Genomic DNA, 16105 nt, shown 5'->3' on the forward strand with positions numbered 1-16105 from the left:
CTATGCCATCATCGGTTGGACTCCTTTATTTTCTGTCCACTGACTCCCAGCACAAGCTAGAGCCTCCTTTTAGATGTGAAGCTTAGCGCTAGAAAACTGAGAGACCACGGCAGGCTTGGATGACTCCGACCGCCACTCCTATGAGTCGAATCTCCCTTACGGAAGCCCGGGCATCGGAGTATCAAACGGCGAACGTCCTCGCTCGACCACCTTGCTTGCAGGTAGCCAAGGTCTGCGTTCATCGAGCTATGGCGGCTTTTAGAACAATCCCCCCAAGTCTGCTGGCACCCAGTTCATGATAATCAACTCGCCGCTTGTCTCAGCCTTGCCCTGCCGCTGATTCGTCGTGCTGTAACGGATGTCTACCGTCTCAAAATGAAAGCCTTCAAAGACACGGCGGATGTCCGGATGATCGTTGATGCTGACCATCACCTTGCCTTTGCAGCTCCGCATGAAGTCGGCCATCCGTTCGTAGTTCTCGAACGGAAAATCCACGCCATAGCCAGCGGTCTGCCAATAAGGCGGGTCCATGTAATGGAAGGTATGGGCACGGTCGTAGCGCTCGGCGCACTCCAGCCAGGGTAGATTTTCGACGTAGGTACCGGACAGACGCTGCCAGGCGGCTGAAAGGTTTTCCTCGATCCGCAGCAGGTTAATCGATGGGGTGGTGGTGGCGGTACCAAATGTATGGTCAGCCCATCCTCTGCCACCCAGCAACGATGAACGGTAAATCGAGCTTGCGCTAATGTATCCGGGCTCAGTGTGAGCACGGATAGCGCTCGGCCCTTGATGAGTAGTCGCTCCTGCCTGTCCTTAAAAAGTCTTCAGCTTTCAAAGCTCCTTTGGTTCTCAGGTTTTCAGCCAGGATGTCTGCCGTTTATCGTCATCAGTACTGACGTCGCAAAAGCCAGTGGTGGAGTGCACAGTTCAAGCTAGGAACTGTGAGTTGTAAGTGCCGCCCTTGGTTAATAACACCCAGACGATTCTTGCCAGTTTGTTCGCCAGGGCACAGGCCACTTTGTTCGGATGCTTGCGGGCCAACAAGTTTTTGGCCCAGATTCCGAGACCATCGGTTCGCTTGTCGATACGACACAAAACTGCGTGAGCGCCCTGCATCAACAGGCTTCTTAGGTACTTATCCCCCCGCTTGCTGATGCCTAGCAAAGTCGTTTCCCCACCCGTTGAGTACTGGCGCGGCACCAATCCCAACGAGGCAGCGAAGTCGCGGGACGATTTAAAACCCGCAGCGTCGCCGACATCGGCTACCAGCGCGCTAGCGATGAGGGGGCCGATGCCGGGGATGCTCTGCAGGCGTTGACCAGCGTCGTTTTGCGCCAGTTGTTGTTTGATTTCGATATCGAGTTTTTTGATTTCGCGCGTCAGCTGCCGAATGTCTTCAATCATGCGCTCAATGGCATTTCTCAAGCGGGTAGGCAGTTCACGGCTCGCCATCAAGTCTGAGACCCGGTCCAGGGCGGCGTATCCAACGGGAAAGATGACGCCGAACTCCAGAAGAAATCCATGCACTTGATTGATGACGGCGGTGCGTCGATTTACCAGGGACTTGCGCAGTCGGTGCTCTGTGGAAAGCACCTGCTGCTCTTCGGTTTTGACTTGAACCGAGCGGGTTCTAGGGCGCGAGGCTGCTTCACAAATGGCCTCGGCATCGATGAAGTCGTTTTTGTTGCCGGTGACATAGGCCTTCACATGCTGCGGTGCGATCAACAGCACATGGTGGCCTTGCTCCATGATTTTCCGGGCGAGCCACTGAGATCCGCCACAGGACTCCATGGCAATTTTGCAGCTCGAAATCTGAGCCAGATAGGGAAGCAATTGGTTGCGGTTGAGCTTTTTACGCAGTACCTGATGGCCCCTGGCATCTTGGCCATGCAGGTGGAAAGTGTTTTTGCCGATATCGATACCCAGAAGCGTCAAGGTATTCATGAGAGATCCTCCTTCGGTAAAGAGAGAGCCTCGACAAGTTTAGATTCGCCGAGGTTCTCGCCGGGCTGACCATCTCATTAGGTCTGCCCGGAAACTTTGCCAGCGAAGGCATGGTGTTGCAGGTAAAAGAATCGGGCGGCTCGCTGGATGTCGGTAAGGGTTTCGGGGCGGGTCATTTTCTGCCACTCGAACACTTGCCGCGAGCTGAGCGCCCATTTGAACTGACGCACAAACTCTTCAAGGTGGTTCTGCACCACGCGGTACAGCGTCACCAGGTCGCCGTTGATGTCGTTGAGCACTTCCACCGGTGCCGCCTGGGGACGCATGAAGTACAGCGCCGCGCCGCCGGCAAAGACTTCGACGTAGCATTCATGGGGTGGGAACAGCGGGATGAGGCGATCGGCCAGACGGCGTTTGCCGCCCATCCAAGGGATGATGGGTGTAGACATGGATAGCAAGACCTTTACTGTATAAATGAACAGGTGCTAGGCTCGCTCCGCTTTGTGCACAGAGCAGGAGCCTTGGCGGGACTTGCAGGGACAATCTGCGGGGACGGTGGCCAGTCTGGGTGTTGACGCATCCGGGCTGGCCGCTCCTTTTACTTTGACTTTTGAAACTTCTGACTCGGGACAACTCACGCGCCCGGGCTATCAATCGACCACTTCAAGCACGACTTTCTGTGGCTTGCCTGAGGCCTTGGCCTTGCCCTCCTTGCCGCCATTGCACTCCACTGACACCGTCCAACCGGACGGGGTGAAGGTGTGATCCACCGACTCCACCAGGTACTCGCCATCGAGTCCGCGTTTGAAGCCATGTGCCTCAATGATGATTTCGGCAAACAGGTCGGTCCGACCGGGCAGGTCCAGACGCACCGAGGCGGTCGAGCGATTGAACGCCGCCAGACGCGCCTTGGCTGCTTCATCGGCCGCCGTGCGGTCCGGGTAGAGATGGCGATCGGTATGCACCGGCGGCAGGCCTTCGGGCACGTTGGGGTTGTCCAGGTGCGAAATCAGCAGTTCGCCGCTGGCCGAGTCTTGGTACTGAGTGCTGACCCCTTGATGTGCGCTGCGGTCGCTCAAACGAAACTGCCAGCGGGTCACATCACTGCGCTGCAGGGTGATCACCGCCAAGGCCTTGCCACTGGCGCTCTGCCCGCCCTGTCGCGGCAAGACCAGCAGCTTGCCGTCGGCCACCTTGGCGGTGCAGTCGTGCTTCTTGGCCACCCGGGTGATGAAATTGAAGTCCGACTCATTGAGCTGATCCGTGCGCGGCACCCGGGTATCGACCTGGCACGACGGCTGCCAGCCATTGCGCGCGGCGACGTCACCGACGATCTGCGCCAGGCTGACATCCTCCCAACTGCCACTGCGGGTGGTTTTGCCGCTGCCGCGCATGTCGCTCGCCTTGCCGCTGATCACCAGCGTGTCCGGTGGGCCGGAGACAGCCACTTCGTCCACGGTGTAGCGCCCCATGCGAGTCAGATCGGCGCCGGCATAACCCAGGTAGATTTCGATACTCGCGCCACGCACGGGCAGCGACACCGCCCCGTCGCGATCATCAATGCGCAGCTCAAATGAATCCGAGGCCATCCCGGGCCGATCGGATAGCTGTAGTGAGACCAGCCGATCATTGATCAAGGTGGTGATGTCGGCGCCGTCGGCGACGATACGGAAAAGCGGTTGCATGTCGGTACTCCGGACAAGAAAAAGCCCGCACTCGGCGGGCTGGGTAACGGGATCAATCCCACAACGAAATGACGCTGTCAGTTTCGACCACCAGGTCCGGCAGCCTGATCAGCACGCCGGCCCGGAATGGCTGCGGCTCATCGGCCAGGCCCTGATTGGCCGCCAGTACCGCCTCGACGCTGCGGTTCAGGTGGCCGTAATAGTGGTGGCACAGGGTGTCGAGCAGATCCCCGTCAGCCGTTCTGCAGGTCATCGCCATAGCGGACAAACTCCAATGAAAAGCCCTGCTTGCGCGGGATCGCCCCGGGTAGTAAGGCGCTTTGCTCTTCTTCGATATTGGTCAAACACCAGTTGCCCAACACCTCGCCATAACCCGTGGTCAGGTTCAGTGGCAGCAACTTGGCGCCGATGCTGCGCAGCGTATCCAGCTGCTTCAGCCCGCCTTTGAAGCTCGGATAGATCGCGCCCTTGATTGTGATTTTTTCCTCACCCTGGCCCACCGCCTGTTGTGCCGGGCGCCGTGTCAGGCGCTCCTGCGCGGCCCAGCGAAACGACGTCTGCCGGCGCAGTTCGTCGAATGCAGCCGTGTCCAGGTTGAAGTAGTACGGCCGCTCATTTGCCTTGAGCGGGTAGATGATCAGCAGGTGCGGGAACGGTTTCACCGCGTCGGGAATCGGCGTCATGTCGCCGGCAAACCATTCCGTGGGGAAAATGTTGCCCAACGCCGCATTGGCCTTGCCGGCGAGCTTGTTGAACGCCGCGCCAAACCGGCCAATCTGCTCAGTCAACCCGGAAAAGTGCTCATCAAACTGGGCTAGTGCGCGCTGGGTCTGGTTGTAAATACTGGCCACCTTACCGATCTTGGCCTGGGCCGAATTGATTGCACTTTGCAAACGCCGGGTCTTGTCGCTCAGGTCTTCGCTGATAAAGGGCAGACCTTCCAGCGCATCGGCTGCCCCGCTGATCTCATTGAGCGCGCCATTCATGGGTCCAGTCATGGACTCCAGGTCAGTGCGCCCGGCCTCCCCCGCGTCGACCATGTACTTCAGCCCGCCTTGCAGGTGTTCCAGGTAAGTTTTTTCATCCGCCATTTCACGTCCTCAACCCACGTGGGGTGCATCAAACAACTGCCGGGCACGTGCTTCCCGGGCGAAGTCTCCAAACTGACGGCGCAGGTACGGCATCAATTCCTGGACCAACTGTGCCGGGTCTTTCACATCGCCGTGCACCTGAAAAACCGGGGCCGGGGCGAAGGTGAATTGCTGATCGACCTTCGGCCATTCGGGTGTCTTAGCCGCGGTGCTCGACATCAATGCCGCCGCCGTGACCGGCGCGGTGGGGGCGTTTTCCATCGAGCGCACGACCGCGCCAACCCCCTGGCCGGTGGCCATGGGAAAGATGCCGAGCGGTGCTTTGGGTACGATTGGCGTGTCCGGCCCACCAAATAAAGCCTTGCCCATGGTCGCGCCCACGTCGCCGCCGCCCCACGCCCCGAGCCAAGCACCGATCATTCCGCCCACTGCGGTGCCCAACAACGGTATGACCGAACCGATGGCGGCACCGGCCGCAGCACCCGCCAGCCCACCGGCCAGGCTACCCGCCGCCTCGCCGTAGCCTTCGGCCTTTTCATCACGGGTGGTCGCGTTCTGGTAAGTGTCCAACACCTGAACGCCGGCACCGAGCGCCGCCAGCGCCCCACCCACTTTCATGCCACGGGACGGCCGACTTGCAGGGCCTTTTCTCTTTCGACCTGAATCGTGATCCACCCCGTCATCATCGCCGTCATTCGCGTTGGTCACGAATACCCGCTGCACGATGTTGGACCGGTCGCCGGCCGAGCCGCGCGCGATGTTCACCAACCCCCGACCGATCTTCAGCGCGGCCCAGGCCTTGCCCGCCAGCAAGGCTCCGGCACTCAGCGCCGCCAGGCCCAGCACCACCTTGGGCGTCTCCTCGGACAAGGCGGTCAAGCCACGCGCTGCTGCACCGATACCGCTGGCCAGCGCATCCGTCGCCGGACGCAGGGCATCACCGATGGCACGCAGCGAATCGTTGAACGCCTGACCGGTTTCGGCCCAACGTTGCGACGAACTCTCGCGACGTTCGTTCAGGTTTTTGTCGAGAATGTCCTTGCGCGGGCCGTCGGGGTCCGAAGCGCCTTTTTTCAGCTCTGCGTAGAATTTTTTGTTCTGGGTGTACGCCATCAGGGCCGTCTTGACCTGCATGTCGGCAAACAGATCGCCGGTACGCAAAGTGGCGGCCAAGGCATCGGCCATCGCTTGCGCCTTGGCCGGGTCCGTCTCCTGGCTGATCTGGGTCAGCCCCTGACTCAGCTGCTTGGCCTTGTTCGGGTCGGTCTTTTCCACATACCGGCGCGCCAGTTCGAAGCTGGCCTCGAAGGTCGACAAGCCCTTGCCAATGGCGGCGTTCATCGAGCCCTGATAGTCAATCCCGGCATCGGCATAACCTTTGACCGTTTCCCCCGAACCGATTTTCGCGACCCAGTTTTTCAGGTTGTTCGCCGCCTCATCGGCGCTGCCGGCGCTCTTGATCTGCACCTGCAGCATGGCGCCCAGCTGGGTCACCGCCTCCTGACCGGTGATGCCGCTGCTGGCCATCTGCGCCAACAGTTCCGGAAACCACTTGGCCATGTCGGCCGCCTCGAAGCTGCCTTGCTGGCCCAGCAGGGCAACCGACGCCAAGGCCTGTTCCATTTTTTTGGGGTCGGTGATCTTGGCGTTGTTCTGCATCGCCAGAATCATCTTTGCCGTGTCGGTGCCCGACGCGCCCTGCCCGACCGCAAACTTGGCGGCCACCGGGGCGTACTTCAGCGCCTCAGCCAACTCCATGCCGCCACCGACCAGCTGGTTCACCAGGTCCGCCACTTGGGTGTTGGCCATGCCGGTATCTTTTGAGGTCTGGACGATGTCCCGGGCGGTGTCCATTTCCTGTTGGGTGTTGGCGGTACCGGACTTGATTGCGATGTCACGAATGATCGCCTGAAAATCCGCGCTGACCTTGGTCGGCACCGCAGCCAGCGTGGTGCCGGCCACCGCCGTACCGATTCCGCTGCGTAAGCTCTCCCGCCCTTCCTCGATCTGCCCCATGCCTTTGGCTTTAAACTCGGCACTGCGCACCACCTTACCCAGCGCCAGGTACTCCTGACGTAGGCGCCCGACTTCGACACCCTGCTTGCGCAAGCTGCTGGTGTTGGTTTCCAGTTTACGCAGCAAGGCGTCGGCATTGGCCGCCCCACTGTCATGGGCTTTTTTCCATTCATCGCGCAGACGTATGGTCTCGCCGATGACTTTCTGCAAACCCTTGGCGCGGGTGGTTTGCGCCTCGAGCTTTTTCATTTCGCCGCTGACATTCTTGAAGGCGGCGCCGAGCGAAGAATCGACGGCGCCACCAATCACCAGCCCGAGCGAGAGTTTGTTCGCCATGCTTATCACCTACGTGCAACGAGGTGGGCTCAATCCGTGAGCCACCAGACCATCTCGGAAAACGACAGCCCCAGGATCTCGGCCGCCGAAAAGTTCAGCTCGACGGCCAGGCGTTTGGCCAGGGCCTTCTGCAGCCGGGGGTTAAACCCCGTCGTCTGCTCCCAGACGAAAATAGGCGGTCTGCAAACGACGGTAATCGCGCATCAGCAGCCCCTCCAGATCCGCACGGCCGATGCTCGCCAAGCTGCAGAACAAGACCATCTCCTGCTCTTCTTCGTTGGTACCGCCCTGCAAGGTGGCAGCGCGCATTTCGCGCACCGTCGGCTCACGCAGGGTCAGTTTGTCGACCTGAATGCCGTTGGCCTGGCTCGCACGGGATAGGACGACGGTGGCAATGCCATCGCCCAGTTGCAGCCACTTGGGCAGAACATTGTCTTTTGCGTTGCTCATGGTGGTGCTCCTCACATGCCCAGGGCAGACCGCACGGCGGCCAGTTGGTCGACGCCATCGATGACGCGGATCGAGTTAAGGGGATCGATTTCAAACATCACGCTGCCGTCGATCTCCAGCTTGTAATAGGTCACGGCGACGGCGTATTTGAACTCGCCTTTTTCGCCTGGCTTCCAGTCCCCCGGGTCGACTTCCTTGAGGCTGCCCCGCAGGGTCGCGACCACCGACTTGACCGAACCTTTCTGGCCCTTGAAGGCACCCCGGAACGAGGCGTTGAACCCGGTCAGGTCGGCCTGGCCGAAGAACTTCAGCACCTCGCGGCGCACGCCATTGGTGATGAAGCTGGCTTCGAGCTTTTCGGTACCCATGTCGATTTCCACCGGCGCGTCCATGCCGCCGGCGCGGTACTCGTCGGTCTTGAGGGTCAGCTTGGGCAGGGTCAAACTCGGTACATCACCTTGCAGGCTGATACCGTCAACGAACAGATTGGTGTTGTAGAGCACTTCCGGAATCATAAAGCGGCCTCCTTAGGCAGCGGTGTCCAGCACTTCAGTAATCCACTGATCGGTCACCTCCACGCGGAAGTTCGGGTTTTCGGCGGGCGGTACGTCGGTGAACCGAATGTTCCAGTACACCTTGCCGTCGCTGAGTTCGCTGGAGGTGTTCAGCTCTTCGTCGGCATACACCTCGAAGTTGATGATCGCGCCCTGATTCTTCAGGTCGCGCATGAACGCCTGCAGGCCTTCGGTCACGTCCTTGACGTAGGTCGCGGTGATCGAGCGATCCACGGCCCACTTGTGCGCATAGAGGATCGCGTCCATGACGATGTCCAGCGTGCGCACGCGGGTGACGAACTTCCATTTCGGGTCGCTGGACAGCGTGCGGTTGCCCCACAGCCGGTACCCATCATCACGAATGATCGTGGTGATATTGGCGTTGTTCAGCACGTTGGCCCGGCAGGAGGCATCGCCGTCGAGAAACTCGATCGGCCGCGTGGTGCCGGTGACGCCGACAAACTCCTTGTTCGACGGCGAGGCCCAGAAACCGTAGGTGGCATCGGTCCAGGCAAACAGGCCAGCGGTCCAAGCCGAAGCCGGTGCATTGACCGTGGCACTGGTCCCGGTGTCCCAGAATTGCACGCCCGGGTCGACCATGTAGGCGTGTTTGCTGCCGAAATTTTCGGCATAGGCGATCGCGGCTTCGTCGGTGGTGTTCGGCCCGTCGAGGATGGCCATCGCCCGCATCTTGTCGCCCAGCGCCACCAGCTCGGTCGCCACCGCCAGCGTCGCCGAGTACCCCGGAGTCACCAACAACCGTGGCTGGGCGTTGAACTTGCTTTTACCGTTGAGCAACGCCTGCATACCAGTACGGGTGCCGTCGGCCCAAACGCCGCCGATGATCGCTGACAGTTGCTCGGCCGCGTCGTCCAGCACCGGCACACCGACAGCGACAATCACCGCCTTCGACCGCTTGAAAATGGCCTTGCAGTCCTGGGTGATCGCCGCGTCCGGCCCCCAGGCGGCAACCGCTTCGCTTTCGCGGGTGATCAGCAGCAGTTCGTTGGCTGCAGCCGTGGCCGGTGGGCCCACGGTAAAGGTGTTGCACAGGCCGATGATCGATGCGGACGGGGTGGCGATGTGGCGTGCCCCGGTATCCACCAGGGTCACGGTGACGCCGTGAAAAAAACTCATAGAGTGATGCTCCAGAAACGAAAAAGCCCCGCATAAGCGAGGCTGTGAGTGACGTGACGCGTAACGGAAAAGAAAACGCCCCGGCAATGCGGGGCGTCAGGACGCGGTGTTGGTCGATCCGTCCGGCTTTAGCGGCCGTTTATCACTGACCGGAAAGTCCGACGATCCAGGCCAGGCCCGCAGCTCGTTGCGATAGGTGCGCCAAGCCAGCTCCGTGTTGAGCGCGGCTGGGTCAGCATCCAGATGCTTGTCGATCTCTCTGCCCGCCCAATGCAGTTCATTTTCGATCCACGATCGTTCTCGCCTGCTTTGTAGCGCCAGATCGCGTGCGGCATCGAGCACCCAAACGAGACCATCCCAGAGATAGGCCGCACTCGGTCGCGGCAAATTCGTCAGCTCGGCCGGCAGTTCACCAGGCATCGAATGCGTCACCTCGGTACCATCGGTGGTGCGGTAAGCCACCCCTCGGTAGTCGGGCACCACCACCCATGCCTCGTCCCTCCAAACGACCACTTCACCATCCCCGGCTTGCGGTGGTTCCTCTAACGTGGCGCCCGCCGGGAGACCGCAGCCACAGCTGACATAGGTTTCGTGTTGGCCGAGGTATTCGGTGGTGATTTCACTGAACGTGTAAACGTCGATCCACCCACTCTCATCAAAAAAACCATTCACTAAAGTAGTCATCAATACATCCTGCAGATGTAGTTGTACGCCACGTTACGCATACGGGTTTCCGTACTCACACGGGCGACCGCCGATGGATTGAAAGTTACAGACATGTTGCCCGTTGTACTGACTCGTGGTGCAGCGGGTATATCACTCGTCATGTAACCAGTAGCCGTAAATACGCCGGTCGCGGTATTCACCAGCAACATCGAATCATCGTCTTGTAGCCTGAGTTCACCCGTCATGTTTTGTAGCGTGTCGAGTTGAAGGCTCAACACGGCGCGCCCAGAGTCGGGGTCGATTCCGCGCCCACCATCCAGACCACGAATCGACTCACCGCGCAGATCTGGCAGGATGCCGTTGGGATACACGGCCAGCAATGCTGGGTACCACTCGACATTGAACGCCTGACCAGCCATCACGACGCACTCTGCTGGCGGCGTAGCGGTTGGCCATGGAAACGGCACGCCGACAGGGACGGAAAATATGGAAGCAGGATCAAAATTGCTCTGGGTCCAGATATGCCCGAAATCCTGCGCATCAACCTGTACTTTTATTTGACCCGAGGCGTTGTGATAGCCGATGTAGATTTTATTGGCGTCTTGACCCGCCCCCCCGCCTTGCTGCACGGGAGTGAAGCCCAACGCAGGTTGGTACGCAGCAGGGTCAAAGTTACTAGTGTCCCAGCCCGTTACCCACGCACTGAATACGTATCCCTCTGGGGTCTGAACACCGCCACGAGTAAGAGTTGTACCGCTGTTATAGCTGATGATTTGTTGCCAGAGGGTGTCTTGACTGACCGCAACCAGCATGGGGGAGAATTGACCGCCCTCTGGAACGTTCGGGCCGGGGTTCACTCGGTAAATACCCACGGTGGTGACTGTGTTTAGATCGGTGCCGTCGGGAAGGACAATCCCCCCGTGACCGATGCCATAAGCCCCCGTGAGCAATACGCGGCCTGGCGTGTCATCTTGGGGGTAGATTTGTTTAACCAGATTGGTTGAGTCCCAGATGCTTTCCCATTCGCCCCAAACACCGGCAGTCAAGGCCCGGCGGTGTAGGGTGTGGTCGGCATTCCCATAGATCTCCTGAAAGGCGTATTGACCTGGTGTAATCGCCGAGACGCGAACCCAACCCTCGTAGATCCCGCCTCCTGGCCCTCCTATGCCATTGCTGATGAAATAGAGGGCCGTCTCCGCGTTCAAGCCACCGATGTCAACATCACTGACCGCATAGGCGGGCCCGCCCCAGCCGAACGCTCCGACCTTCATCAGCGTATCAGGCGTTTCATCGTGCAGATGGACCTGCACAGCAGCGGTCGCGGCGGTGCCCAGCCCGAGGTTATTCCGAGCCTCGACCACATCCGCAACATCGCCCAGGTTTTCACTCACCGCCAGGGCATCGGTGATGCCGTAGCCGGCTAGGGTGGTCGGGTTGGAGCCAGCGATCACACGCCCAAGGGCATCGACGGTGACACTGCGAAACGTGCCCACACCGCCCCGACTGCCGCCTGCGATCATTTCAAACTGCAAACCGGTGGTGCCGAGGGTGATCGGCGCGTCGGTGACCAACTGCCAGAGGCTGTCGCCATTGGTCGTGCCCTGCTCGATGTGGATGAACAACCCCGGGGTCACTTCCAGGCTGTTGTCGGCATCGGTGGCCCGCGTCCAGCTGTCGGCGCTGACCACATACAGGCCGTTGTCCTGGGCTTCTGCCTGGGCGGTCACCAGCACGCGGTCACCGACGACCACGGCCACGTCATCGATGGTCTGCACATTGCTCAGGGTGATGGGGACCGTGGCCGCCACCAGCGCTGACTGTTTTTGATCCAGCTTGGCCAGCGCCTCACTGATAGCCAGGTCCACGTATTCACGCGTGGCCAGCACGACGGCCGGGTCAATCTTCAGCACGATGTTCGCCGAGCTGCTGACAATGAAGTTCATCCGCACCACTTGGGTTTTGCCACTGCCTTGATCCAGCAAAGGTTTATAGCTCGGCGCGCAGTTGGCCACCGCCACCAGGTCGCCGTCGACATCGTAGAGGCCGATTTCGCGAATCCACTCACCGCCGACTTCGGGTGGGATGATTTGTTCGGTGATCACCGTGTTGGGGTTGGCCGGATCGACCCGGATTTGGTTGATCGGCGCCCGGCGCCATTCATTGATCAACTGGGTTTGCAGGCGGTCGGGAATCGGGTCGGTACCGTTGGCATCGCCCAGGCCCATTTCGGTAAACATCCAGTCCAGGCCCATGGCGATGGCATTAGCGTGTTTGGCTTCACCGACCGCCGTGAGAATGGCAAAAAACTGACTGGTCTTATCAATCATAGGGATAAACGTCCAAAGTATCGGTTTCATCGATGCAGAGCGCCGGGCCAAAGGTGCCGGTCACGTCGATGTCTTTCGGGGTCGGCGGGTACACGTCGATCTCTTCGCCTTCTTGCACGCACACGGCAATGCCCAGCACGCCCTCAGTCTGCAGACTGAGCGCCAGGTTGGTCATGTGCCGGCTGACCGGACGGGCGTCGTCGATCAGCCACGCCAGCTCCTCGTACAGTTCCTCGGTGATGCCGGCGTCATTCAGCCCAACCTCCAGAGCGAATGTACCGGGCACGCCTTCCGGCACGGTGTCGAACCATTCCACGACATCGATCAGATAGCCCAGGGGCTCGACCACCCGACGCAGCGAACCGATGGTGCCTTTGCGTGCATGCACGTCGTACGCCGAACGGATCGCCGTGCGCTTGGCTTCCTGTGTCCAGTTGTTGTTCCAGCGGTCCACTGACCAGGCCCAGGCGAGGTACGGCAACAAGTGCTCGGGGCAGGTGTCGGCGTTGTACAAACTGCGCAGCGGGATCAACGTGTTTTCGTAATTGGCCGCTTCCACGGCCAGCTCCAGCGGCGTGCTGTTGAGCGGTAACTGGCTGCTCATGTCAGGCCCCCAGCGTCACGCTATAACCCGTGCAATACGCCGCCTCAGCTTTGCTCGGTTTGATGTCGGTCCAGCCCAGCAGCTCAACCCGGGCGATGCCGGGAATATGCAATTGCGCATCGATCCCCGAGCGCGCGACTTCCAACCCTAGGCGACGGCGCGGGTTGATCCACTCGCTCAGGCGTTTCTGGCTTTCGGCCAGGTAGGCTTCGTTCTCCGGGCCGGGTGCCTGCGGATACAACACCGCTTCAATGCGGTAATCGATGACCACGGCGCTCTGCACCGTGAGGCGGTCGGCTACCGGCCGCACGTCCTCGTCATTGAGGTGCAAGCGGACCTCTTCCAGCAATTCCGGCGAGGCGGCGCCGCTACCTTCCAGGCTGAGCACGGTGACCACCACCACGGCCGGCGACGGGCTTTCCGCCGTAGCATCGGCCACCAGACCCGAGGCGTTGCGCGCATGCAGGATGTAGCTGTTACGCGGCCCCGCCGTGGTCAGCCCCTCATACGACAGCTGCACCCGCTCGCGCAGGGCATCGTCCTCTTCGAGCACCTGCGACGTCGGTGGTACCGTGCTCGGGTCTCCCGCCTGAATCACCAGGCGCTGCAGGTTGACGTTGGCGGCCAGGTGATCGAGGTCGGCACGCTCGGCATGGGCCAACAGCAAGGCCTTGCCGGCGTCGTTGACCCGCGCCCGGTTCTGCAATGCGCCGTACGCCGCCTGCTCGATCAGCTTGAGTACCGGGTCGCTCTCCAGTTCCGCGCTCCAGTTGTCGCCCATGCTCAGGCGGAAGGCTTCCAGTTTCTCCTGGTAAACCTCCTCAAAGTCGAGGTCCTCCAGCACTTGCGGCGGCGGCAGGGCCGCCAGTTCCATGGTCATGCGGACACCTCCAAAGTCACGTCGCTACCCAGGTACTGCCCGGTCAGCTCAAATGTGATACGCCCTTCGAGGATGGCCACGGCGCGCACCCGGCCCAGCTTCAGGCGTGGCTCCCAACGGCCCAGCGTGCTGGCCACCTCGGCCTGCACGGCGCTTTTCCAGCCGTCATTGACTGGCAGGTCGACAAAGCGCCGTAGCTTGCTGCCGTACTCCGGGCGCATGCGTCGGCTGCCCAAGGGCGTGGACAAGATGTCCTCGATGGACTGGCGCAGGTGATCGAGGCCGGAAATGAGTTGGCCGGTGCGGCGGTCCAGTCCGATCATCCCGATCATGGGATCAGCCCTCGACCGCGACAAAATCCTTGCGGCCATGCAAATACTCGATCGCGACCGTGTCATCCGAGGCCACCGCGACCTGCCCTTTTTCCACTTTCAAGGTGCGCTCGGCCTCCAGCAGAATCAGCACCCGCGAGGTATACAGCGTGTCACGAAAGAGGCTCAGCGTGGCCGGCGCGGGCGCCTCACTGGCGGCTGATACTTCCTTGGTTTTGCTTGTCATGGATTTACTCCAGGTATAAAAAATCCGCACGCGGCGGACTGAAGGTGAATGTTCACTCAATGCGAGTGGTTGCTGCTGTTGCCTCCGGCATCCATGATCGTGCCGGCACCGCTGATGTCGCCGGATACGCTCAGCGCACCGTCGATGTTTACCTCACCCGCCAGGGTGATCTGGCTGGCCGTCACCCGGACTTGAGCCGGCGTCACTTCAAACTGCGAGCCACCGACCGTGATGGTCGCGCTGCTGCCGTCGGGTAACGCGATGCTGTAGCTGCCGGCTTGCCAGTCGTAGACCAGTGAGCCGCCATCGTCGAAATACCAGGCCTCGACGTGATCGCGGTTGTCCGGTGGGGCCCCGGCATTGCCATACAGTCCCGGGATAAAGGTGCCCATGGCCGGATCACCGCTCGGGCTGAACAGCGCGCCCTGCTCATTCAGGCTTGGCGCGCGCCAATGACGGGCCTTACCGGCTGCCAGGCTGTGCCAACGCACCCAGGCACTGACCCAGGTTCCGGCCTTGACCCGCACCCGGCCGGCCATCAGATCGATGCCGACCACAACGCAAGGTATCAGCATCGCGGCAATCATCCGGTCGTGTTCGGCGCTGGCGTATCCCATGCCAGATCCTCCGGCTGAAAGTAGTGATCTTCATTGCCGGTACCGGTGCAGCCATCGACGTTCAGGTACAGGGAACCGGGCGGCTCGACCGCCCATAACCATTCGGTTTCGCCGATCTGGAACACCTGTTTCCACTCAACGATCCAAACCACAAACTGCGCCAGCTCAGGCATCGAGTCGTCCGGGAATGCACGCACCTCCTGCACCTCTTCGACAAAGTCCAGCCCCCAATACTGCCCGCGCAAAATCTTGCTGATCTCGGCAGCCAGAATGGCCGCCTGCAAGGCCGCTTTGCTGATGGTGGAATCGACCATGATGCACACCTGAAAGCGGCCACTCAGGGAGGTTTTTCCGCTGCCATTGTCGGGTGCTTCGCCGATTTCCGTCAGGGCAAACAACACTGCCGGCAGACCGACTTCAGCATTCAGTTCGGGGAACGCTTCGACGCTCACCACCGACGGCAACCCGGCGCGGAACGTCGCCTCGATCGCATTGTGTAAGGTCGTCAGCTCATCCATTGTTCAAACTCAGTATGAAAGTGACCATGCCGGCGCCGTCCGGCTCGCGCTTGCTGACCTTGTAACGACCACCACCCTGCTCCACCGGTAGATCGATGGTAAGAAAGGTGTCTTTCTCGATGCCAACCGCATCCACCACACGGGCGGCGAAGGTCGGCGCCAGGACGTTATCCGTCACGATGGCATTGCCCAGGCGCACGCTCTTCGATTTACCGCCTACATCCGCACCGACAAAGGGCGAGAAGAACGCACCGGACAGCGGTAGGCCGTCCGGCTTGATGGCGCGATCGCCTAAGCGATCGACCAGCACTGCATCCATTCGAGCCGTGACGTCACGAAAGCGACCCAGCGTTGTCACTGGATCAACAACGCTTCGGCAATACCGCCAGCCGGAGCGCTCATCAGCTTGCCGAATGACACCAAATCGCCGGTGGCCGTGAGCGGATCAACCAGCACGCCTGCTTGCAGAGCCACCTTTTGCCCCTGCAGCAGCGCTGCATCGGCAGGCAGACGCCAGACGCCGTCGAGATGGCCGACCAAGACGTCACCCGCCACGCCACTGGCGATCGGGATGACCACCGTATCAACCAGCACCAACGGCACCCCCGCCGTCGCGCCACCGTCTGGAGCCATAAAAGTCAGCGTGCTGCCGGGACCCGAATAATTCTTTGACATGCGAATTTCTCCTGTACAGAAACAACAACCCCCGCTCGCGGCGGGGG

At 60.7% G+C, this 16105-nt stretch carries 18 protein-coding genes and 2 pseudogenes; all 20 read right to left on the reverse strand.

Going from position 1 to position 16105, the window contains the following annotated elements:
* Nucleotides 1-258 precede the first annotated feature (258 nt).
* Nucleotides 259-687 (reverse strand): annotated as a pseudogene (locus AC3ITY_RS18930) (DNA adenine methylase); the annotation flags it as partial.
* A 240-nt stretch (nucleotides 688-927) separates the two neighbouring features.
* Nucleotides 928-1944 carry an IS110 family RNA-guided transposase gene (locus AC3ITY_RS18935; RefSeq protein ID WP_489304354.1) on the reverse strand — a complete coding sequence of 339 codons (1017 nt, stop codon included), beginning with the start codon at nucleotides 1942-1944 and terminating at the stop codon, nucleotides 928-930.
* 80 nt (nucleotides 1945-2024) lie between these two features.
* A pseudogene (locus tag AC3ITY_RS18940) lies at nucleotides 2025-2393 on the reverse strand (DNA adenine methylase); the annotation flags it as partial.
* A gap of 201 nt (nucleotides 2394-2594) precedes the next feature.
* Nucleotides 2595-3629, reverse strand: a complete 1035-nt coding sequence (locus tag AC3ITY_RS18945) for a phage late control D family protein (RefSeq protein WP_489304355.1) — start codon at nucleotides 3627-3629, stop codon at nucleotides 2595-2597.
* A gap of 52 nt (nucleotides 3630-3681) precedes the next feature.
* On the reverse strand, nucleotides 3682-3888 hold the full coding sequence (locus tag AC3ITY_RS18950; RefSeq protein WP_108217354.1) for a tail protein X: 207 nt from the start codon (nucleotides 3886-3888) through the stop codon (nucleotides 3682-3684).
* The gene (locus tag AC3ITY_RS18955; RefSeq protein ID WP_489304356.1) at nucleotides 3863-4720 is read right to left on the reverse strand and encodes a phage tail protein; all 858 of its coding nucleotides are present in this window, start codon (nucleotides 4718-4720) and stop codon (nucleotides 3863-3865) included. The genes AC3ITY_RS18950 and AC3ITY_RS18955 overlap by 26 nt, the downstream gene beginning before the upstream one ends.
* A 9-nt stretch (nucleotides 4721-4729) precedes the next feature.
* Nucleotides 4730-7072 carry a phage tail tape measure protein gene (locus tag AC3ITY_RS18960; protein WP_489304357.1) on the reverse strand — a complete coding sequence of 781 codons (2343 nt, stop codon included), beginning with the start codon at nucleotides 7070-7072 and terminating at the stop codon, nucleotides 4730-4732.
* 141 nt (nucleotides 7073-7213) lie between these two features.
* Nucleotides 7214-7522 carry a phage tail assembly protein gene (locus AC3ITY_RS18965; RefSeq protein WP_150755778.1) on the reverse strand — a complete coding sequence of 103 codons (309 nt, stop codon included), beginning with the start codon at nucleotides 7520-7522 and terminating at the stop codon, nucleotides 7214-7216.
* 11 nt (nucleotides 7523-7533) lie between these two features.
* Nucleotides 7534-8037 carry a phage major tail tube protein gene (locus AC3ITY_RS18970; RefSeq protein WP_218478702.1) on the reverse strand — a complete coding sequence of 168 codons (504 nt, stop codon included), beginning with the start codon at nucleotides 8035-8037 and terminating at the stop codon, nucleotides 7534-7536.
* Between the two features lie 12 nt (nucleotides 8038-8049).
* Complete coding sequence (locus AC3ITY_RS18975; protein WP_489304358.1) at nucleotides 8050-9213, reverse strand: phage tail sheath subtilisin-like domain-containing protein; 1164 nt, start codon at nucleotides 9211-9213, stop codon at nucleotides 8050-8052.
* Nucleotides 9214-9309: 96 nt separating this feature from the next.
* On the reverse strand, nucleotides 9310-9897 hold the full coding sequence (locus AC3ITY_RS18980) for a hypothetical protein (RefSeq protein WP_489304359.1): 588 nt from the start codon (nucleotides 9895-9897) through the stop codon (nucleotides 9310-9312).
* Complete coding sequence (locus AC3ITY_RS18985; protein WP_489304360.1) at nucleotides 9897-12206, reverse strand: phage tail-collar fiber domain-containing protein; 2310 nt, start codon at nucleotides 12204-12206, stop codon at nucleotides 9897-9899. The genes AC3ITY_RS18980 and AC3ITY_RS18985 overlap by 1 nt, the downstream gene beginning before the upstream one ends.
* A complete protein-coding gene (locus AC3ITY_RS18990; RefSeq protein WP_489304361.1) occupies nucleotides 12199-12810 on the reverse strand; it encodes a phage tail protein I in 612 nt (203 codons plus the stop codon). Before AC3ITY_RS18990 ends, AC3ITY_RS18985 begins: the two co-directional genes overlap by 8 nt.
* 1 nt (nucleotide 12811) lies before the next feature.
* The gene (locus AC3ITY_RS18995; protein WP_489304362.1) at nucleotides 12812-13690 is read right to left on the reverse strand and encodes a baseplate assembly protein; all 879 of its coding nucleotides are present in this window, start codon (nucleotides 13688-13690) and stop codon (nucleotides 12812-12814) included.
* Nucleotides 13687-14013: a GPW/gp25 family protein gene (locus AC3ITY_RS19000; protein ID WP_489310938.1), complete on the reverse strand. Its 327-nt coding sequence runs from the start codon at nucleotides 14011-14013 to the stop codon at nucleotides 13687-13689. Before AC3ITY_RS19000 ends, AC3ITY_RS18995 begins: the two co-directional genes overlap by 4 nt.
* A gap of 13 nt (nucleotides 14014-14026) precedes the next feature.
* The gene (locus tag AC3ITY_RS19005; protein ID WP_353740881.1) at nucleotides 14027-14248 is read right to left on the reverse strand and encodes a hypothetical protein; all 222 of its coding nucleotides are present in this window, start codon (nucleotides 14246-14248) and stop codon (nucleotides 14027-14029) included.
* Nucleotides 14249-14304: 56 nt separating this feature from the next.
* Nucleotides 14305-14865, reverse strand: coding sequence for a phage baseplate assembly protein V (locus AC3ITY_RS19010; RefSeq protein WP_489304363.1), 561 nt, complete (start codon nucleotides 14863-14865; stop codon nucleotides 14305-14307).
* The gene (locus AC3ITY_RS19015; protein WP_414924839.1) at nucleotides 14832-15383 is read right to left on the reverse strand and encodes a hypothetical protein; all 552 of its coding nucleotides are present in this window, start codon (nucleotides 15381-15383) and stop codon (nucleotides 14832-14834) included. The genes AC3ITY_RS19010 and AC3ITY_RS19015 overlap by 34 nt, the downstream gene beginning before the upstream one ends.
* A complete protein-coding gene (locus AC3ITY_RS19020; RefSeq protein WP_423504740.1) occupies nucleotides 15376-15741 on the reverse strand; it encodes a head-tail joining protein in 366 nt (121 codons plus the stop codon). The genes AC3ITY_RS19015 and AC3ITY_RS19020 overlap by 8 nt, the downstream gene beginning before the upstream one ends.
* Nucleotides 15738-16058, reverse strand: coding sequence for a capsid cement protein (locus AC3ITY_RS19025; protein ID WP_489304364.1), 321 nt, complete (start codon nucleotides 16056-16058; stop codon nucleotides 15738-15740). The genes AC3ITY_RS19020 and AC3ITY_RS19025 overlap by 4 nt, the downstream gene beginning before the upstream one ends.
* Nucleotides 16059-16105: the final 47 nt, after the last annotated feature.

The organism is Pseudomonas sp. GL_091, assembly GCF_057837725.1.